This window comes from Aminobacter sp. GW821-FHT11F06 (assembly GCF_058808215.1).
In genome coordinates this window covers 846603-864156 of sequence record NZ_JBXARL010000001.1, presented here as the reverse complement: position 1 = coordinate 864156, position 17554 = coordinate 846603, and the positions used below count along the sequence as shown (strand labels likewise).

The 17554-nt window shown below is 62.9% G+C and carries 20 protein-coding genes; 14 read left to right on the top strand and 6 right to left on the bottom strand.

Features of this window, described 5'->3' with window-relative positions; translation table 11 throughout:
• The first annotated feature begins 90 nt into the window (after positions 1-90).
• From pgsA to AC1RTB_RS04220, 4 genes are all read left to right on the top strand, one after another.
• Entirely contained in the window at positions 91-687 is a 597-nt protein-coding gene (gene pgsA / locus AC1RTB_RS04235) for a CDP-diacylglycerol--glycerol-3-phosphate 3-phosphatidyltransferase (protein ID WP_492880601.1), read from the top strand.
• A gap of 4 nt (positions 688-691) precedes the next feature.
• A complete protein-coding gene (moaD, locus tag AC1RTB_RS04230; RefSeq protein ID WP_492880600.1) occupies positions 692-946 on the top strand; it encodes a molybdopterin converting factor subunit 1 in 255 nt (84 codons plus the stop codon).
• Positions 947-950: 4 nt separating this feature from the next.
• On the top strand, positions 951-1424 hold the full coding sequence (locus AC1RTB_RS04225) for a molybdenum cofactor biosynthesis protein MoaE (RefSeq protein WP_492880599.1): 474 nt from the start codon (positions 951-953) through the stop codon (positions 1422-1424).
• A gap of 87 nt (positions 1425-1511) precedes the next feature.
• The gene (locus tag AC1RTB_RS04220) at positions 1512-2279 is read left to right on the top strand and encodes a YbaY family lipoprotein (RefSeq protein WP_492880598.1); all 768 of its coding nucleotides are present in this window, start codon (positions 1512-1514) and stop codon (positions 2277-2279) included.
• A gap of 156 nt (positions 2280-2435) precedes the next feature.
• Here AC1RTB_RS04220 and ndk read toward each other — a convergent pair whose 3' ends face one another.
• Both ndk and AC1RTB_RS04210 read right to left on the bottom strand, forming a co-directional pair.
• Positions 2436-2858 (bottom strand): nucleoside-diphosphate kinase, encoded by a 423-nt coding sequence (gene ndk / locus AC1RTB_RS04215; protein ID WP_476798767.1) that lies wholly within the window; start codon positions 2856-2858, stop codon positions 2436-2438.
• A 73-nt stretch (positions 2859-2931) separates the two neighbouring features.
• Positions 2932-3636, bottom strand: a complete 705-nt coding sequence (locus AC1RTB_RS04210; RefSeq protein ID WP_492880597.1) for a glutathione S-transferase family protein — start codon at positions 3634-3636, stop codon at positions 2932-2934.
• 65 nt (positions 3637-3701) lie between these two features.
• On the opposite strand from AC1RTB_RS04210, the gene AC1RTB_RS04205 reads away from it, so the two are divergent.
• The 7 genes from AC1RTB_RS04205 (at position 3702) to AC1RTB_RS04175 (ending at position 12333) form a co-directional block, all read left to right on the top strand.
• On the top strand, positions 3702-4214 hold the full coding sequence (locus tag AC1RTB_RS04205) for a DinB family protein (protein ID WP_492880596.1): 513 nt from the start codon (positions 3702-3704) through the stop codon (positions 4212-4214).
• 206 nt (positions 4215-4420) lie between these two features.
• Positions 4421-5116, top strand: a complete 696-nt coding sequence (locus tag AC1RTB_RS04200) for a hypothetical protein (RefSeq protein ID WP_492880595.1) — start codon at positions 4421-4423, stop codon at positions 5114-5116.
• Positions 5117-5321: 205 nt separating this feature from the next.
• Positions 5322-6590 (top strand): MFS transporter, encoded by a 1269-nt coding sequence (locus tag AC1RTB_RS04195; RefSeq protein WP_492880594.1) that lies wholly within the window; start codon positions 5322-5324, stop codon positions 6588-6590.
• 97 nt (positions 6591-6687) lie between these two features.
• A complete protein-coding gene (locus AC1RTB_RS04190) occupies positions 6688-8565 on the top strand; it encodes an ABC-F family ATP-binding cassette domain-containing protein (RefSeq protein ID WP_476798763.1) in 1878 nt (625 codons plus the stop codon).
• Positions 8566-8626: 61 nt separating this feature from the next.
• Entirely contained in the window at positions 8627-10735 is a 2109-nt protein-coding gene (locus AC1RTB_RS04185; RefSeq protein ID WP_492880593.1) for a molybdopterin-containing oxidoreductase family protein, read from the top strand.
• A 31-nt stretch (positions 10736-10766) separates the two neighbouring features.
• Positions 10767-11660: a cation diffusion facilitator family transporter gene (locus AC1RTB_RS04180; RefSeq protein WP_492880592.1), complete on the top strand. Its 894-nt coding sequence runs from the start codon at positions 10767-10769 to the stop codon at positions 11658-11660.
• Positions 11661-11778: 118 nt separating this feature from the next.
• The gene (locus tag AC1RTB_RS04175) at positions 11779-12333 is read left to right on the top strand and encodes a hypothetical protein (protein ID WP_492880591.1); all 555 of its coding nucleotides are present in this window, start codon (positions 11779-11781) and stop codon (positions 12331-12333) included.
• A gap of 8 nt (positions 12334-12341) precedes the next feature.
• Here the strand turns inward: AC1RTB_RS04175 and AC1RTB_RS04170 are convergent, their stop codons facing one another.
• The 3 genes from AC1RTB_RS04170 to purM are packed head-to-tail and all read right to left on the bottom strand — an operon-like array spanning position 12342 to position 14651.
• Entirely contained in the window at positions 12342-12869 is a 528-nt protein-coding gene (locus AC1RTB_RS04170) for a SixA phosphatase family protein (RefSeq protein ID WP_492880590.1), read from the bottom strand.
• Between the two features lie 13 nt (positions 12870-12882).
• Positions 12883-13590, bottom strand: a complete 708-nt coding sequence (gene purN, locus AC1RTB_RS04165) for a phosphoribosylglycinamide formyltransferase (RefSeq protein WP_492880589.1) — start codon at positions 13588-13590, stop codon at positions 12883-12885.
• Positions 13587-14651: a phosphoribosylformylglycinamidine cyclo-ligase gene (gene purM / locus AC1RTB_RS04160; protein WP_492880588.1), complete on the bottom strand. Its 1065-nt coding sequence runs from the start codon at positions 14649-14651 to the stop codon at positions 13587-13589. Before purM ends, purN begins: the two co-directional genes overlap by 4 nt.
• A 209-nt stretch (positions 14652-14860) precedes the next feature.
• Between purM and AC1RTB_RS04155 the strand changes: the two genes are divergently transcribed.
• From AC1RTB_RS04155 to hdaA, 3 genes are read left to right on the top strand one after another with little or no spacing between them, the layout of a single operon-like run.
• Positions 14861-15418, top strand: coding sequence for a CDP-alcohol phosphatidyltransferase family protein (locus AC1RTB_RS04155; RefSeq protein WP_492880587.1), 558 nt, complete (start codon positions 14861-14863; stop codon positions 15416-15418).
• Positions 15390-16556: an AI-2E family transporter gene (locus AC1RTB_RS04150; RefSeq protein ID WP_492880586.1), complete on the top strand. Its 1167-nt coding sequence runs from the start codon at positions 15390-15392 to the stop codon at positions 16554-16556. Before AC1RTB_RS04155 ends, AC1RTB_RS04150 begins: the two co-directional genes overlap by 29 nt.
• On the top strand, positions 16553-17260 hold the full coding sequence (hdaA, locus tag AC1RTB_RS04145; RefSeq protein ID WP_492880585.1) for a DnaA regulatory inactivator HdaA: 708 nt from the start codon (positions 16553-16555) through the stop codon (positions 17258-17260). Before AC1RTB_RS04150 ends, hdaA begins: the two co-directional genes overlap by 4 nt.
• Positions 17261-17263: 3 nt before the next feature.
• On the opposite strand, the gene AC1RTB_RS04140 is transcribed toward hdaA, so the two are convergent.
• Complete coding sequence (locus tag AC1RTB_RS04140) at positions 17264-17548, bottom strand: hypothetical protein (protein WP_492880584.1); 285 nt, start codon at positions 17546-17548, stop codon at positions 17264-17266.
• Between the last annotated feature and the right edge of the window lie 6 nt (positions 17549-17554).

Here is a 17554-nt window from a genome sequence, read left to right as displayed (position 1 = left end):
GTCCGGTTGTCGCCTGGACTATCGATAGGCAGTTGACCCCAAGCCCCCCGTTCTGATTTCACTACCGCAGACGAAAGAGCATCAGAGACCATGGCCCAGCGCGCATTCAACCTGCCCAACATACTTACCTATGCGCGTATCATTGCCGTGCCGCTCGTCGTGCTTTGCTTCTTCCTTGAGGGCACCCTGAAATCGAGCGATTTTGCCCGCTGGAGCGCGCTTGCCATCTTCGTCGCGGCAAGCCTCACCGACTATCTCGATGGCTATCTGGCGCGTGCCTGGAAGCAGACGTCGAATATCGGCCGGATGCTTGACCCGATTGCCGACAAGCTTCTTGTTGCCACCTGCCTGCTTTTGCTGGCGGCCGACACCGACCATCGTGGCGGCATCGCCGGCTGGTCGCTGTGGGCTGCGATCATCATCTTGTGCCGCGAAATCCTGGTCTCGGGCCTGCGCGAATATCTCGCTGCCCTCAAGGTCAGCGTGCCGGTGACCCAGCTTGCCAAGTGGAAGACCACGATCCAGATGGTGGCGATCGCGTTCCTGCTTGCTGGCCCCGCCGGCGACAAGATATTCCCGCTGACCACCCAGATCGGCCTCGTGCTGTTGTGGATCGCTGCCCTTGTGACGCTATATACCGGCTATGATTATTTCCGTGCCGGCCTGAAGCACATCATGGACGAGTGAAGGCATGACCAAGCTCATCTATTTCGCCTGGGTGCGCGAGCGGATCGGCAAGGCCGAAGAAGACGTCGACCTGCCCAGCGAGGTGAAGACGGTGTCCGACCTGTTGCTTTGGCTCAAGTCGCGCGGCGAGGAATTCGAAAGCGCATTGCAGCACCCTGAGGTGATCCGCGTTGCGATCAACCAGGAGCATGTCGATCACCGCGAACTGATCGGAAGCGCACGCGAGATCGCGCTGTTTCCGCCGATGACGGGCGGCTGAGCCCATGACGGTCGCGGTCGTGCCGATGGTGCGCATCCAGGCGGCCGATTTTGATGTCGCCGCGGAAGCCGCGCTGTTGACTGAGGGCAGGGCGGATGTCGGCGCGGTCGTGACCTTCACCGGCCTGTGCCGCGACGAGGCCGGAAGTCTCGCGGCCCTCGAACTCGAACATTACCCCGGCATGGCCGAAGCCGAGATCACGCGCATCGCCAACGAGGCGATCGCACGCTGGCCTTTGGCCGGCATCACCGCCATCCATCGCTTCGGCAAGATCAAGCCCGGCGAAAACATCGTGCTGGTCGTCACAGCGTCCAAGCACCGGCAGGCGGCGTTCGATGCGGCCAGCTTCCTGATGGATTATCTCAAGTCGCGCGCGCCCTTCTGGAAGAAGGAGCACCGCGTCGACGGCAGCGAAGGCGGCTGGGTCGACGCCAAGGAAAGCGACGACGCTGCTGCCGCCCGCTGGGCGAAGTCCTGACGAAGCCGTGACCTGCGTTCGCGGCCATGGAACCACCGCAATCCTTCGTACCTTCACTGGCGGCAACAACGATCCGGGGAGACGACCATGCTTGGCAAGCTCGCAGAATTCATCCTCTTCGGCTTCGCGCCGCTGCTGGTCGGCATTCTTGCAGTCCCCGAAATAGCCACGGCGGAAGAAAAGACGATCACCGGCGAGGTGCTCTACCGCGAGCGTATCGCGCTGCCGCCGCATGCCGTGCTCACCGTGCAGCTGGTGGATGTTTCATTGGCCGACGTTCCCTCGACCGTTGTCGGTCAGCAGAAGATCGATCCCGCCGGCCAGGTGCCGATCAAGTTTTCCATCCCCTTCAACCCGGTGGCCATCCAGCCCCGCCTGAGCTACGCGCTCCAGGCGCGCATCACCGTTGACGACCGGCTGTGGTTCATCAATGACGTCCGCTATTCGGTCGACCCGCTGACCGCCGGACCGCAAAGCATGGTGCTCAAGATGGTAAGCCAGGCGAGCGGGGAGAAGACCGACGACATCTTCGACCGCGAATGGGTGGCCGAGGATATCGCCGGCGCAGGCGTGCTCGACACGCCGCAGTCGTCCCTGCGCATCGCTGTCGACGGCAAGGTGACCGGTCGCGGTGGCTGCAACAACTTTTTCGGTAAGGCGACTGTCGAGGGCAAGGGGATTTCCTTCGACCCGCTCGGCTCGACCTTCATGGCCTGCCCGCAACCAGTTATGGACCAGGAGCACAAGTTCCTCGAGGCGCTTGGCCGTGCCAAGACCTATCGCGTCGAGGGCGGAAAGCTCGTGCTGGTAGGCGCGGACGGCAAGGAGATCCTGCGCTTCGGCGACGGTGCCTGATTGAATCGGTTTCTCGGGACATTGTCCCAAGAGCTTGAAAAGATTGGTATGCGCGTCCTTCGAGGCAACTGAGGACAAAAGAAAAAGCCGGGGCGCAAAACCCCGGCTTTTTCGATTCTGGATCAGCGACTTGAAGGCCGCTGCTCGCTGGCTGGATCAGCCGACGACTTCGGTGTCGGAGAACCAGTAGCGAATCTCCTGGGCTGCGGTCTCGGGGGCGTCCGAGCCGTGCACCGAGTTTTCGCCGATCGACAACGCGTGGACCTTGCGGATGGTGCCTTCGTCGGCGTTGGCCGGGTTGGTGGCGCCCATCACTTCGCGGTTCTTGGCAATCGCGTTCTCGCCTTCGAGCACCTGGACGATGGTCGGGCCCGACGTCATGGTCTCGACCAGTTCGCCAAAGAAGGGGCGTTCCTTGTGGACGGCGTAGAAGCCTTCGGCCTCGCGGCGGCTCATCCATACGCGGCGGGACGCCACGACGCGCAGGCCGGCATCCTCAAGCATCTTGGTGACGGCGCCGGTCAGGTTGCGCTTGGTCGCGTCCGGCTTGATCATCGAAAATGTGCGTTCGATCGCCATGATAGGTCCTTGTGATCTGGGGATTTGCAGTGTGGCGGGCTCTATACAGGCCGCCCGCCGCATTGCCAAGGGGCTAGGCTGCCGCCTTTGCGGCTGCCGCCACGCGTTGCCCCAGGCCGTTGTGCAGATCGAGGCAGCGGCCGAACCATTCGGCGACCGGGTCGGTGTCGTCGAGCAGTCTGTAGGGCGTGGCGATGCGAGCCCACTGGAAGGCACCGAACACGATGTAGTCGGCAAACAGCGGGCCGTTGCCGCCAATCCATGGCTGGTAGGTCAGCATGCTGCGCAGCGGCTCGAGCGAAGCCCTGAAGGCCGTGAGGCCTGCGTCGCGCGCGGCACTTACCTCTTCCAGCGTCTTGCCGTAGCGCGTTTCCCGTGTCTGGCGGAAATAGGCGGCGTTGGCTTCATCCTGCATGGCATGCAGGGCGGTAAGGGCCGTGACGCCGAGATAGGGGTGGACCGTCAGCTGCGACCAGCGTTCGATGAAACGGCCATGTGCTTCGCCGCCCTTGCCGCCAAACAGCGTCGGCCGATCCGGATAGGTCTCTTCGAGATAAAGCGCGATGGCAAAGGAATCCGCGATCACCTTGTCGCCGTCGCGGATGACCGGGATGGTCTTTGAAGCACCGCCCTCGATCTCAGGCACTTCGACAAAGCGTGTCGGCACCGCGCGGTAGTCGAGCCCCTTGTGGGCCAGCGCCATCGCCACCTTCCAGCAATGCGGGCTGAACGGGCGTGCCGCATCGCGGCCGACGAGATCGTAGAGAAGAATGGTCATTGGCGGTGGTTCCCGATGGGCTGTAGTAAGTGGGGCATGATTTTCGAAGTACCGAAGGATAACAGATGAAGCAGCATTTCATGATGTTGGCCGCATACAATCAATGGGCCAACGAGCGGATTTACGAGGCCGCCGCCGATCTGGATCAGGCGGAGTATGAAGCTGACACCGGTGCGTTCTTCAAGTCGATGAAAGGCACGCTCAACCATCTGCTGGTGGCTGATCGGGTCTGGCTGAAACGCTTCACCGGCGAGGGTGACGCGCCGTCGTCGCTGGACACCATCATTCACGCCGATTTCGCCAAGCTGCGCGCTGCGCGGCAGGCTGAGGACAAGCGCATCGTGCAGTGGATTGGCTCGCTCAGCGACAAGGCCTTTGCCGGGCGCTTCACCTATATGACGATTACGGACATGCGTACGATCTCACAAAGGCTCGCACCCGCGCTCACCCATCTTTTTAATCACCAGACGCATCATCGTGGCCAGGCCCACATGATCCTGACAGTACTTGAGCGAGAATCCGTCGGGCTCGACCTCATTTATTTCCAGAGGACTGAAGATGGCAGGGCATTCGCCTGAAATTGAATAAAATACTATGCTTAAATGGAAAGGATCGAAAAGGATTCGATTGTCTAATCACGTGGTGTGACGCAGAAGATTCCGTCAGAAGAGATTTGCAAGGAAATGAAGGGCTGGTGAAACTTATTTCTGAGGGGCAGCGTTACTGACTCGGCAGCCGGTCTCAGGTGGCTGGTTGTTGACTGGGCAACCACAGGGAGACATCCATGACTAGTATATCGAAGGCAATAGCCAAGACACTGGCGGGTGGTATCGTTCTCACAGCGCTCTGCGCGCCTGCCAGCGCCTTGGATATAGGCAACCGCAGCAGCGGCCTCGGCGTCTCGATCGACAGGAGCGGCATCGGCGCGACAGTCGGCGGGTCGGGTGGCGTCAATGCCGATGTGGGCTTGAGTTCGGGTGGCAGCAGTGGCCTTGCCGGCGCAAGCGTCAATGCCAGTGTTGGCGGCTCCAACGGCATCAATGCGGATGTGGACGCCAGCGTCGGCGGCTCCAAGGGACTGGCTGACGCAAAAGCCGATGCCTCTGTTGGCGGATCAAGGGGCCTGAATGCCGACGCCAGCGCCAATGTCGGCGGCGGCAAGGGCCTTGTGGACGTGAAGGCCAATGTCGGTCTCGGCGGCAATTCTGTTGTCGACCTCGGCGTCAACATTGGCGGTCGTGGCAATCCCGGTGGTCCGGGTGGTCCAGGCGGACCGGGCGCCGGTGGCCCCGGTGCTGGTGGCCCTGGAAGGTCCGGCGGATCTGGTGGCCTGGGCGTCAATCCGGGTGTCATCAACACCATGTCGGCGTCGCAGGTGGCGGCCTACATCAAGCGCTGCAAGATGGTGCTGGCGAATCCCATGGCCTACGAAGGCGATCTGCGCGAACTGTGCAAGCTGCTGCGCATGGCCAGCCGCTGAGGCGCGAGCAAGATTTTGAACGGCCCGCGATCAGCGGGCCATTTCGATTCCAGGGGCGCAGGCGAGGGGCATGTCATGAGCTGTCTGGATCATAGGATCAGTCGCTGCTTTGCCTTGTCTTTGGCTGGCATCTCCGCCAGACGATTTGGCGAACGCCACGGCTTTAGCGCTGGAGTGCGGGGCACTGTCGAAACGCGGAGAATTCATGCGCGCCTATGGCGAAAAGACCGGCCAGGCCATCGTGCTGTTGCTCATCGCGGGCTCCGGCATGGTGGCGATCGCCCGCGGCATGAGCCTGACCTTCCTCGCCATTCGGCTGCAACAGGATTTCGGTCTTAGCCCGGCACTGATCGGCATGCTGATCGGGGCGGGACCGTTGCTGGGCGCTGCGGTCAGCCCCTTTGCCGGGACGATCTCCGATCGCATCGGCCGCCGCGTCGTGCTGACGACGGCGCTGTTGTTTGCCGGTCTCGGGCTTGTCGGCCTGGGCCTGGCGCAGTCGGTCGCAGCCTTTGCGCTGGCGCACATCGTCTCGTCGGTTTCCGCCGCTGTCTATGAGCCGGTGTCGCGCGCGCTGATGAGCGATGCGGCACCCGAAAAGCTTCGGCTCAAGATGTTTTCGTGGCGCTATCTGGTGATCAATGCCGGCTGGGCCGTTGGCCCGATGATTGGCCTTGCCATCGGCGCCAACTCGCCGCTGCCCTTCGTCATCGCCGGCATCGTCCATTTCACCTTTGCCGCCGCGATCTTCACCATCGTGCCTGCGGCACTCGCCAACAGCATCGGCCGCACGGCGGCTGCCAAGGCGCCAGGTTTCCGCCGGCTAAGTGCGGCGCTGCGCGATCGCCGGCTTTTATTTTATGTCGGCGGCGGCACGCTGCTGATGGCAGTCTACGGCCAGTGGTCGGTGACGCTGTCGCAATATCTGACGACCAATCTTGCCGACGGCATGACAATCTTCGCCTGGCTGGTGACGACGAACGCGACGGTGGTTGTGCTTGCGACGGCACCGGCTCGCATGGTGATCGAAAAGATCGGGCCGCTCCGCGCGATGGTTTTGGGTTGCCTGCTGTTCCTCGGCGGCGAGATCGGCTTTGCCGTGGCCACAGATGCCACGATGCTGATCGGCTTCATGGTGCTGTTCACCATTGGCGAGGTACTGGTCGTGCCGGCGGAATATGTGCTGGTCGACAAGATTTCCAACGATGACAATCGCGGTGCCTATTTCGGCGCGCACTCGCTCAGCTCGGTCGGCAATTTCATCGGGCCCTTGCTTGGCGGGCTGGCGCTCGGAGCGTTGGGCGGACAGGGCATGTTCATGCTTTTTGCCATCTTTGCGGCTGGCAGCGCTGTGTTGTTCGCTATCGGGTATGCCTCACCGCCGCCGGCTTCGCTCGACGGCCCGGCCGTCGATGCCGTAGGCGAACTCGCCGGAGACACGCTGCACCGTACCCACAGGCCGGCTTTCGCCTGAAAGCAGTGCGCCAGTGGCGTTTTCGACCACGCGTTGTGCCTGATAGGTGCCGCGCGCCCTTGCCATTGCCGCAACTCTCCGCCAAAACCGCCACGTCATGCTCATAATCAACGATCTCTCCCTCCGCATTGCCGGACGTCTTCTCCTCGACCACGCGTCGCTGACCCTGCCTGCAGGGACCAAGGCGGGCTTGGTCGGGCGCAACGGCACCGGCAAGACCACGCTGTTCAAGGCGATCACCGGCGACTTCAGTTCCGAAACCGGCAACATCAGCCTGCCCAAGAACACGCGTATCGGCCAGGTGGCGCAGGAAGCGCCCGGCACCGAGGAGCCGCTGATCGAGATCGTGCTCAAGGCTGACGTCGAGCGCGCGGCGCTGCTGGCCGAAGAGCTCACGACCACCGATCCGCACCGAATCGCCGAGATCCACATTCGCCTGGCCGACATCGATGCCCATTCGGCCGAATCCCGCGCGGCGACGATTCTTGCCGGCCTCGGCTTCGATGACGCGGCGCAAAGGCGCCCAGCCTCATCTTTCTCGGGCGGCTGGCGCATGCGCGTGGCGCTCGCAGCCGTGCTGTTTGCCGAGCCCGATCTTCTGCTGCTCGACGAGCCAACCAACTATCTCGATCTCGAAGGCACGTTGTGGCTCGAGAACTATGTCTCGAAATATCCGCACACCGTTCTGCTGATCAGCCATGATCGCGACCTGCTCAACCGCGCCGTCAATTCGATCGTCCATCTCGACCAGAAGAAGCTGACCTTCTGGCGCGGCGGTTACGACCAGTTCGAACGCCAGATAGCCGAGCAGCGCGAACTGCAGGAGAAGGGCCGCGTCAAGCAGGACGCGGCGCGCAAGCACCTGCAGTCCTTCGTCGACCGCTTCCGCGCCAAGGCATCCAAGGCACGCCAGGCGCAGTCGCGCATCAAGGCGCTGGAAAAGATGAAGCCGATCTCGGCTCTCGTTGAAGACAATGTGCGGCCGTTCAGCTTCCCCGAGCCGGTGAAGACCGTTGCTTCGCCCATCGTGGCACTCAACGCGGTCAGCGTCGGCTATCAGCCGGGCAGCCCGATCCTCAAGAAGATGACGCTGCGCATCGATGCCGACGACCGCATCGCGCTGCTCGGCGCCAACGGCAACGGCAAGTCGACTTTCGCGAAGCTTCTGGCCGGGCGGCTGAAGGCCGATACCGGCTCGGTGACCATCGCTCCCGGTCTCAAGGTCGCGATCTTCGCCCAGCACCAGCTCGATGATCTCAGGCCCGACGAAAACGCCTATGAGCATGTGCGCCGGCTGATGCCGGATGCACCCGAATCGAAGGTGCGGGCCCGCGTCGCCCAGTTTGGTCTTGCCACCGACAAGATGAACACCGCCGCCAAGGACCTTTCAGGTGGCGAGAAAGCGCGCCTGTTGATGGGCTTGGCCGCTTTCGACGGGCCAAACCTGTTCATCCTCGACGAGCCGACCAACCATCTCGACATCGACAGCCGCGAAGCGCTGATCCTTGCGCTCAACGAGTTCCCAGGGGCTGTGATCCTGGTCTCGCACGACCGCCACCTTCTGGAGGCGACTGCCGACCGGCTATGGTTGGTCAAGGACGGCAGCGTCAATCCGTATGACGGCGACCTTGAGGACTACAAGACGCTGGTAACCGGCGTGTCAGGCGATCGCAGGGAGCGTCGCGAGGCCGACAAGGCGTCGAAGGCCGACCGCCGCCGCGAGGCCGCCGCGCGTCGCGCCGCCATGGAGCCGCTGGCCAAGGAGATCCGCGCCACAGAAGCCCTGATGGACCGCATCCGCAAGCGCGCCGACGCCATCGAGGATCAGCTTGCTGATCCGAAGCTGTATGAGAAGGATCCCACGACGGCGACACAGCTTGCCAAGGAGCGCTCTCAGCTTGCCGCCCAGCTCAACGGTCATGAGGAAAAATGGCTTGCGATGTCGGCGGAATATGAAGAAGGCATTGCGGAGTAGGGCAGCAGTGCCCCTCAAGCTGGCTCTACACCTTGGATCTGAAAGCCTGTAGTTTCGCGCCATGAACCAGCTCGCCAAGATCCGCATCGGCCATTCGGCCTGCCCGCATGACTGCCCGTCGACCTGCGCGCTCGAGGTCGAGCTGCTCGACGGCAAGACGATCGGCCGCGTGCATGGCGCCAAGGATAACAGCTACACCGCCGGCGTCATCTGCGCCAAGGTTGCCCGCTATGCCGACCGCGTCCACCATCCCGACCGTCTGCTGAAGCCGTTGATCCGGGCCGGTGCCAAGGGCGACGGCAACTGGAAGGAAGCGAGCTGGGAAGCCGCACTCGACCTGGTCGCCGAAAAATTCATCGCCGCCGAGGAAAAACTCGGCTCCGAAACGGTCTGGCCCTATTTCTACGCCGGCACGATGGGGTTGGTGCAGCGCGACGGCATCGAGCGGCTGCGCCACGCCAAGAAATACTCCGGTTTCTTCGGCTCGATCTGCACCAATCTGGCCTGGACTGGTTACGTGATGGGAACAGGTTCCCTGCGCGGTTCCGATCCGCGCGAGATCGCCAAGTCCGATTGCGTCGTTATCTGGGGCACCAATGCGGTGGTCACCCAGGTCAATGTGATGACGCATGCGATCAAGGCGCGCAAGGAACGCGGCGCCAAGATCGTCGTCATCGATATCTACGAAAACGCGACCTTGAAGCAGGCCGACATGGGCCTTGTGCTGAGACCCGGCACGGATGCGGCGTTGGCCTGCGCTGTCATGCACGTGCTGTTCAAGGAAGGCTTGGCCGACCGGGCCTATCTCGAAAAATACACCGACGACCCCAAGGGGCTGGAAGCGCATCTCAGCGACAAGACGCCGGAATGGGCGGCTCAGATCACCGGTCTTACGGTCGAGGAGATCGAGGCTTTTGCCCGGCTGGTCGGCACGACCAAGAAGACCTTCTTCCGCCTTGGCTACGGTTTTTCGCGCCAGCGCAACGGCTCGGTGAACATGCATGCCGCGCTGTCGATCCCGGCGGTGACGGGCGCGTGGCAATATGAGGGCGGCGGTGCCTTTCATTCCAATTCCGGTGTGCTGAAGCTCAATGGCGAGCTTCTCGAAGGCACCCGCATGCGTGATCCCAACATCCGCTTTCTCGACCATTCGCGCATCGGCCCTGTGCTGATGAACCATGAAGACGCGCTGTATGGCGGCCCGCCGGTGACGGCACTGCTGATCCAGAATACCAATCCGATGAACGTCGCGCCCGAACAGCGGCTGGTGAAGCAGGGCTTCCTGCGCGACGATCTTTTCACCTGCGTGCACGAGCAGTTCATGACCGACACGGCCAAGCTGGCCGATGTCGTTTTGCCGGCGACGATGTTTTTGGAGCATGACGACATCTACAAGGGCGGCGGCAACCAGCACATCACGCTTGGACCCAAGCTGATCGATCCGCCTGAAGGGCCGCGCACCAACCACTATGTCATCGAGGAACTGGGCAAGCGGCTGGGCGTGTCGCATTTGCCGGGCTTCGGCATGACCGAGCGCCAGCACATCAACGTCATGCTGGAGAAAAAGGGCCTTGGCGATTTCGACTCGTTCAGGGAACAAAAGTGGGCCGACCTGCAGCCGGCGTTCGAGGACGCGCATTTCCTCAAAGGGTTTGGCCATGCCGACGGCAAGTTTCGCTTCAAGCCGCAGTGGAATGGCGGGGCGGCTCCCAACAAGCCGCCGAAGAGCATGGGCATCTTCGGACCCGTCGCGCAGCTGCCGGAATTCCCCGATCATGTCGACCTGATCGAGGTGGCGGATGCCGAACACCCCTTCCGGCTGGCGACTTCGCCGGCGCGCAATTTCCTCAATTCCACCTTCGCCGAGACCCCGGTTTCACGCGCGAAGGAAGGCCGTCCTGAGCTTTTGATCCACTCCGAGGACGCCGCCGAGCTTGGCCTGTCGTCGGGTGATCGCGTCGAGATAGGCAACAAGCGCGGCGAGGTCGTGCTGCATGTCAGGCTCTTCGACAAGATCAAGCGCGGCGTGGTCATCGCCGAGGGCATCTGGCCGAATTCGGACCACGAGCGTGGCGAGGGCATCAATGTCCTGACCGGTGCCGATGCGCCCGCACCTTACGGCGGTGCCGCCGTGCACGACAACAAGGTCTGGATCAGGCCGGCCGCCTGACATCTGGCGAGACACTCAAGTTGAGGGCACCATGAGCGGCGACCATGCGCACGGGGACATTGAAAACACCCCGGTATCGCGGCTGTGGATGGCGTTCGGCCTGACCTGCGCCTTCACGGTCGCCGAAGTCATCGGCGGCTTCGTCACCGGCTCCCTGGCGCTGATTTCCGACGCCACGCACATGCTGACCGACTCCATGGCGCTGGCGATCGCGCTTGTGGCGATCAATGTCGGCCGTCGCCCGGCCGATCTGCTGCGCACCTACGGTTATGCCCGTTTCGAGATTTTGGCCGCGGCATTCAACGCGCTGCTGCTGCTCGCCGTTGCCTTCTACATTCTCTACGAGGCCTATGTCAGGTTGTTTGTGCCGCAGGACATCCAGTCGATCGGCATGCTCGGCATCGCCGTCATCGGCCTGCTGGTCAATCTGACCTCGATGCGACTGCTGTCCGGCCACAAGGACGGCAGCCTCAATGTGAAGGGGGCCTATCTCGAGGTCTGGGCCGACATGCTCGGTTCGATCGGCGTGATTGCCGGGGCCTTGGTCATCTGGCTCACCGGCTGGCAATGGGTCGATTCGCTGCTGGCTGTCGGAATCGGCTTCATGGTCTTCCCGCGTACCTGGGTGCTGCTCAAGGAGTGCATCAACATCCTGCTCGAAGGTGTTCCGCCTGGGATGGATCTGGCCGAGGTCGAAAACGCCATCGCGACCGTTCCGGGCGTGGCGTCGGTGCATGACCTGCATCTGTGGGCGATCACCCAGAGCAAGGCGTCGCTGACCGCGCATACGGTTCTCGACGAAGGCGCTGACGCCGAGACGGTGCGCCGGGCGATCGAAGAACGCCTGCAGGAAAAATTCGACCTGCATCACACCACGCTTCAGATGGAACGCGAAAGCTGCGCGCCTTCAGAGCGCATTCACTGACGCGCTGGCGTGCGTCACGCTGTCTTTTCAGCAGTTCGTCCTATTATCTCTAACAAATAGAGGGCCTATGTCTGCACGGCCGATGATTCGTCGGCGCTGACGAATTCGGAGACTGTCGATGGGCCAACATGGCTTCAACAACAAGCACGACGGCAAGGGACGCGGAAAAAAGGGCCATGGTGGCCAGCTCGGTGAGGTCCTTGAGGCCCTCAACGCTCGGCTGGGCGACAAGGCGGCGGGCGGTTGGCCTGGTGGCGCCGAGAACCGGGGCTCCGGCGAACAGCCAAGCCAAGCGTTCGGGCGCGACAGTTCCGCGAAAGTCGAGCGCCGTTCGCGGATGCCGAAGTTCGGCACGGCGGCGGCACTTGTTGTGCTTGTGCTGTGGACACTGTTTGCCTGGGTCGGCTACAGCCTCGTCGACGGCATTCTTGCCTGGACGTCGACCAATGTCGACGCGATCGTGCAAACCGGCAAGGATGCAGCGGCGGCGACAGGCATCGGCACGGACGTCGTCGGTGCCTTCGACAGCTCGCAAACCACCGGCTTTCTCGGCGGGTTGGTTGGTCTTGTCGGCGTCGTCCTGCGTCCGCTGATTATCGTCGTGTGGTTGGGCGGCGCTGTACTCATCCTCGCGGCGCCTTGGCTGGTGTCGCTGCTGCGCCGCCGGCGCTGACGCAGGCTTCAATCGAGATTTTTGGGGCGCAGGCAATGCGTGAGGCGGGCTGCGCCACCATGCAGCTCGCCCCAATCGCCGTCGAACTCGAAGCGGGCGAGCGCGGCACTTGGGAACTTTTCCTCAAGCAGATGAAGTGCGTCGCCATTCGAACCCGGGCCGGCGAGCTGTAAGGCGAATGTTTCGAGCCCCGGATTGTGGCCGATGATCAGCAATGTGCCGATGCCCTTGGGTATCGTCTTGGCGGCATTGAAAAGATCATTGGCCGACGCGCCGTAGAGGCTTTCTTGGAAAACAACTTTGAGCAGCGGCTTCGGCCAGTTCGCTGAGGCGAGCTGCCAGGTTTCGCGCGTGCGCGCTGCCGGCGAAACAAGAACGAGATCAGGCAGCCAGCCGCGTTCGGCGATCGCGATGCCCATGCGCGGCGCGGCTTTCTGGCCGCGCGGTGACAATGGCCGGTCGAAATCGGCGAGTGCCGGCGTATCCCAGCTCGATTTGGCGTGGCGCAGAAGCAGCAATTGCCTGGTCTTCGCCATGCCTGCCTCCCGGTCAGGGGGTGATGCGTGCCAGCTGTTCGAGATCGATCTCGTCGCGCGCCGGGTTGGGCGCGGCAATCTCGTCGTGGCCGATCGTATCGTTGAAACCGGAATAGGCGGTGCGGCCGCCTTCCATCCGTACCTTGCCCTCGGCAAACAGCTTGAGGGCGAGGGGATATAGCCGGTGCTCGGCCTTTAGCACGCGTGCGGAAAGCATCGGCTCGTCGTCGTCGATCAGAACGGGCACTGCGGCCTGGGCGATGATCGGGCCATCATCCATGGCGGGCGTGACGAAATGCACGGTGCAGCCATGCACGCGGATGCCGGCTTCAAGCGCACGGCTATGGGTGTCGAGACCCTTGAAGGAGGGCAGCAGCGCGGGGTGGATGTTGATCATCCGGCCTTGCCACTTCTCAACGAAGCCGGTGGTCAACAGCCGCATGTAGCCGGCAAGCGCGACGATCTCGGCGCCGAAGGTGGCAAGGGCCGTATCGATCGCGGCGTCATGCGCGTCCTTGCTGGCATAGTCGCTGCGCGCCACCACCTTGGTGGCGACGCCGCGGCTGGCTGCTATGCCGAGGCCCGGCGCGTTGGCCTTGTCGGAGATGACGCCGACGATCTCGGCCGGGAAGGCCGGGTCGGCGGCGGTATCGATCAGCGCGGCCATATTGGAGCCGCGGCCGGAGATCAGGATGACAGTGCGTTTGCGAGGAATGCTCATAGCGACAGCGAACCGCGATAGATGACACCCGTGTCGCGGCGCGGCACGATGCGGCCGATCGGCGTGACCGTCTCGCCGGCTTCCTGCAGCACGGCGGCAACCTGCGCTGCCTGACTGTCGGCAACCACCGCGATCATGCCGATGCCGCAGTTGAAGGTGCGCATCATTTCCTCGGGCGCGACGCCACCTGTCGTGGCGAGCCAGGAGAAGACGCGCGGCACGTCGATGGCGGACAGATCGAGCTCGGCGGAGAATTCCTTGGGCAGTACCCTTGGGATGTTTTCGGGGAAGCCGCCGCCGGTGATGTGGGCCAGCGCCTTGATGCCGTGGGTTTCGCGGATCGCCTTGAGCAGCGACTTGACATAGATGCGCGTCGGCTCGAGCAGCGCTTCGGCAAGCGTCGGCCCGTCGGCGAAGGGTGCGCGGTCGCTCCATTTGAGGCCGGATGTATCAACGATGCGGCGCACCAGCGAATAGCCGTTGGAATGCACGCCCGAAGACGCCAGGCCAAGCAGCACGTCGCCTTCGACAATGTCGTCGGTCGGCAGAAGCTGGCCGCGCTCGGCGGCACCGACGGCGAAGCCCGCGAGGTCGTAGTCGTTGCCGTGATACATGCCCGGCATTTCGGCGGTCTCGCCGCCGATCAGCGCGCAGCCGGCCTGGCGGCAGCCTTCGGCGATGCCGGAGACGATGTCGGCGCCCTGGTTGGGGTCGAGCTTGCCGGTGGCGAAATAGTCGAGGAACAGAAGCGGTTCCGCACCTTGCACGACGATGTCGTTGACACACATGGCGACGAGGTCGATGCCGATCGTGTCGTGCTTGCCGGCGTCGATGGCGATCTTGAGCTTGGTGCCGACGCCGTCATTGGCTGCGACCAGGATCGGATCGGTGAAGCCGGCGGCCTTGAGATCGAACAAACCGCCGAAGCCGCCGATCTCGCCATCCGCGCCTGGCCGGCGCGTCGAGCGCACCAGCGGCTTGATCTTCTCGACCATCAGGTTTCCGGCGTCGATGTCGACGCCCGCCTGCGCATAGGTGAGACCGTTCTTGCCTTCGCTCATCGTCAAATCCTGATGCCGTGCGCTTTGGGGCGCTATTCGCATGAACGGCCCGTTCCCGCAAGCGAGACAGCCCGGATGCAGCGCAATCAGCCTGCCAAAGCAGTGGACAGGGCCACATTCCGGCCTGTCTCTTGCGGAGGCGCCAAGTCTCGCCCATGTATCGTGAAAAGACAAAGAGTATCGGCAAAAGACAAAGGGGGACGCGGGTTGTGACCATTCCGAACATGATCACGATCATGCGCCTGATGCTCGTGCCATGCGTGATCTACGCCATGTTGTCGGGGGAGTGGGATTGGGCCTTCGCCGGTTTCGTCATTGCCGGTGTTTCGGACGGCGTCGACGGTTTCATCGCGCGCCATTTCAACCAGCGCTCGGAACTCGGCGCCTATCTTGACCCGATGGCCGACAAGCTTTTGCTGGTCAGCGTCTTTGTCGTGCTCGGCATCATGGGACATTTGCCGCTATGGCTGGTGATGCTGGCGGTTTCGCGTGACGCTTTGATTATCGGTGCTGTGCTTTTGTCGACGGTGATGGGCAATCCGGTGGTGGTGAAGCCGCTGATGGTGTCCAAGGTGAATACCGCCATGCAGATCATCCTGGCGGCAATCATACTGGCCGAACTGGCTTTCACGCTCGACTTGGGCCCGGTTCGCCCGGCGTTGATAATACTGTCCGGCCTCTTGACCGTCGCTTCCGCGGCAGCCTATCTCGTGGCTTGGCTGAGGCACATGAGCGGTAATGGCGAAGGCGAAACTCCCAACCGATAACGAGGCGGCCGAAGAAGCCGCTTCGGCGGCATTCCGCAAGCAGATCCGCTTCTGGCTGGTCACGGCCTTCCTGTTCGCCGCATTCCTTTATCTGTTTAGCAATATCCTGCTGCCCTTCGTGGCGGGCATGGCGCTGGCCTATTTCCTCGACCCGGTCGCCGACCGGCTGCAACGGCTTGGCCTGTCGCGCGTCATGGCGACAGTGGTGATCCTCATCTGCTTCATCGTGCTTTTGACTTTGGCGCTTGTGGTGCTGATCCCGGTGCTGGCCTCGCAGATGGCCGACTTCGCAGCCAAGGTGCCAGGCTATGTCGAAAAGCTGCAGCAGCTGGTCACCAATTTCGACCCGCAATGGCTTGAGCAGCGCTTTGGCGTCGATGCGGCGGGCTTGCGCGAAGGGCTCAACTCGCTGCTAAGCACCGGCTTCGGCTTCCTGTCGACCGTGTTCCAGTCGATCTGGAGCTCTGGCGTCGCGCTGTTTTCCATCGCCAGCCTGTTCATCATCACGCCGGTCGTCGCTTTTTACATGCTGCTCGACTGGGACCGCATGGTCGCCGTCGTCGACAGCTGGGTGCCGCGCGACCATGTCGAGACCGTGCGCAAGCTTGCGACCGACATCAACTCGGCGACCGCCGGCTTCGTGCGCGGGCAAGGCACGCTCTGCCTGGTGCTTGGCGTCATGTATGCGATTGGCCTGACGCTGACGGGGCTCAATTTCGGCGTGCTCATCGGGCTGTTTGCCGGGTTGATCAGCTTCATCCCTTATGTCGGCTCGATGGTCGGGCTGGTGCTTTCGGTCGGCGTCGCTTTCGTGCAATTCTGGCCGGACTGGACGATGGTGGTGGCTGTCGCCGCCGTCTTCTTCGTCGGCCAGTTCATCGAGGGCAACATCTTGCAGCCGCGCCTTGTCGGCAAGAGCGTCGGCCTGCATCCGGTGTGGCTGATGTTCGCGCTGTTTGCCTTCGGTGCGCTGTTTGGCTTTGTCGGTCTTCTGGTGGCCGTGCCTGCTGCTGCGGCTGTCGCCGTGCTGGTCCGCTTTGCCATCGCGCGCTATCTCGAGTCGCCGCTCTACCACGGCCATGCGGTGCCCCCGCCCGCCGATCCCCGCAAGACGGGCGGCGCAAGTTCGGAAAAATGACCGTGACGCGCGAGCCCTCCAAACCGCGCCAATTGCCGCTCGACCTCGGCCATTCGCCGGGGTTGACGCGTGACGATCTGGTCGTGTCGCAGGCCAATCAGCAGGCCGCTGCCCTTATCGACCGCTGGCCGGAATGGCCGGCACCTGTGGTGCTGCTCGCAGGCCCAGCAGGATCGGGCAAGTCGCATCTCGCCGCGATCTGGCGTGACTATGCCGGCGCGATCGAGCTCAACCCTTCCGACATTTCCGCGCATCTGGGCGAGATCGGCGCTGTGCCGGTGCTGATCGACGATGCCGATCAGGGCAAACTCGACCAGGAAGGCTTGTTCCACCTCATCAACACCGTACGTGGCGCGGGCTCGCATCTGCTGCTCACCGCGCGCAGCTTTCCCGCAGCCTGGGGCGTGACGCTGCCTGATCTCGCGTCGCGGCTGAAGGCTGCCGCCACTGTGGAGATCGAAGAACCCGACGACATGCTGCTTGCCGGCGTCATCACAAAGCTCTTCGCCGACCGTCAGGTCGAGGTTGAGCCGCATGTCGTGCAGTTCCTGGTTCGCCGCATCGAGCGCTCGCTGTCGACCGCCATCCGTGTGGTCGATCGGCTGGATCGCGCAGCGCTCGAACAAAAGACCCGCATCACCCGGGCCCTTGCCGCCGAGACGATCGGTGCGCTCGACGCGGGGCAGGGCGAGCTGGAACTCTGAGCTTCAGGCCAGTCGCGAATAAAGAGCCTTTGCCACAAGCAGCACGCCGAGGATCGTTGCATTCGAGGCAAAGCCGACGGCGACGGCAGTGGTCGTGGAATGCCCATCCGCCGATCCGAGGCTCAGCGGGATCAACACGGCGACGAAGACGATGCCGAGTGCAATCGGAATCCAGCGGTTGAGTGTCTGCGCGGTGTTGGCCGCCGTGAGCACCAGCGCAATCAGCAGACCGATGCGGAACGGGTCGACAAGCTGCGCGAGATAGATGTCGAGATAGGGCACTGTCATTCCTCC

Coding starts and splice junctions, on each gene's coding strand:
- AC1RTB_RS04190 (WP_476798763.1), top strand. CDS start 6,688: ATGCTCATAATCAACGATCTCTCCCTCCGCATTGCCGGACGTCTTCTC.
- hdaA (WP_492880585.1), top strand. CDS start 16,553: ATGACCGTGACGCGCGAGCCCTCCAAACCGCGCCAATTGCCGCTCGAC.
- AC1RTB_RS04185 (WP_492880593.1), top strand. CDS start 8,627: ATGAACCAGCTCGCCAAGATCCGCATCGGCCATTCGGCCTGCCCGCAT.
- AC1RTB_RS04150 (WP_492880586.1), top strand. CDS start 15,390: ATGGCGAAGGCGAAACTCCCAACCGATAACGAGGCGGCCGAAGAAGCC.
- AC1RTB_RS04200 (WP_492880595.1), top strand. CDS start 4,421: ATGACTAGTATATCGAAGGCAATAGCCAAGACACTGGCGGGTGGTATC.
- AC1RTB_RS04195 (WP_492880594.1), top strand. CDS start 5,322: ATGCGCGCCTATGGCGAAAAGACCGGCCAGGCCATCGTGCTGTTGCTC.
- moaD (WP_492880600.1), top strand. CDS start 692: ATGACCAAGCTCATCTATTTCGCCTGGGTGCGCGAGCGGATCGGCAAG.
- AC1RTB_RS04205 (WP_492880596.1), top strand. CDS start 3,702: ATGAAGCAGCATTTCATGATGTTGGCCGCATACAATCAATGGGCCAAC.
- AC1RTB_RS04220 (WP_492880598.1), top strand. CDS start 1,512: ATGCTTGGCAAGCTCGCAGAATTCATCCTCTTCGGCTTCGCGCCGCTG.
- AC1RTB_RS04225 (WP_492880599.1), top strand. CDS start 951: ATGACGGTCGCGGTCGTGCCGATGGTGCGCATCCAGGCGGCCGATTTT.
- purN (WP_492880589.1), bottom strand. CDS start 13,590: ATGAGCATTCCTCGCAAACGCACTGTCATCCTGATCTCCGGCCGCGGC.
- purM (WP_492880588.1), bottom strand. CDS start 14,651: ATGAGCGAAGGCAAGAACGGTCTCACCTATGCGCAGGCGGGCGTCGAC.
- AC1RTB_RS04140 (WP_492880584.1), bottom strand. CDS start 17,548: ATGACAGTGCCCTATCTCGACATCTATCTCGCGCAGCTTGTCGACCCG.
- pgsA (WP_492880601.1), top strand. CDS start 91: ATGGCCCAGCGCGCATTCAACCTGCCCAACATACTTACCTATGCGCGT.
- AC1RTB_RS04180 (WP_492880592.1), top strand. CDS start 10,767: ATGAGCGGCGACCATGCGCACGGGGACATTGAAAACACCCCGGTATCG.
- ndk (WP_476798767.1), bottom strand. CDS start 2,858: ATGGCGATCGAACGCACATTTTCGATGATCAAGCCGGACGCGACCAAG.
- AC1RTB_RS04210 (WP_492880597.1), bottom strand. CDS start 3,636: ATGACCATTCTTCTCTACGATCTCGTCGGCCGCGATGCGGCACGCCCG.
- AC1RTB_RS04170 (WP_492880590.1), bottom strand. CDS start 12,869: ATGGCGAAGACCAGGCAATTGCTGCTTCTGCGCCACGCCAAATCGAGC.
- AC1RTB_RS04175 (WP_492880591.1), top strand. CDS start 11,779: ATGGGCCAACATGGCTTCAACAACAAGCACGACGGCAAGGGACGCGGA.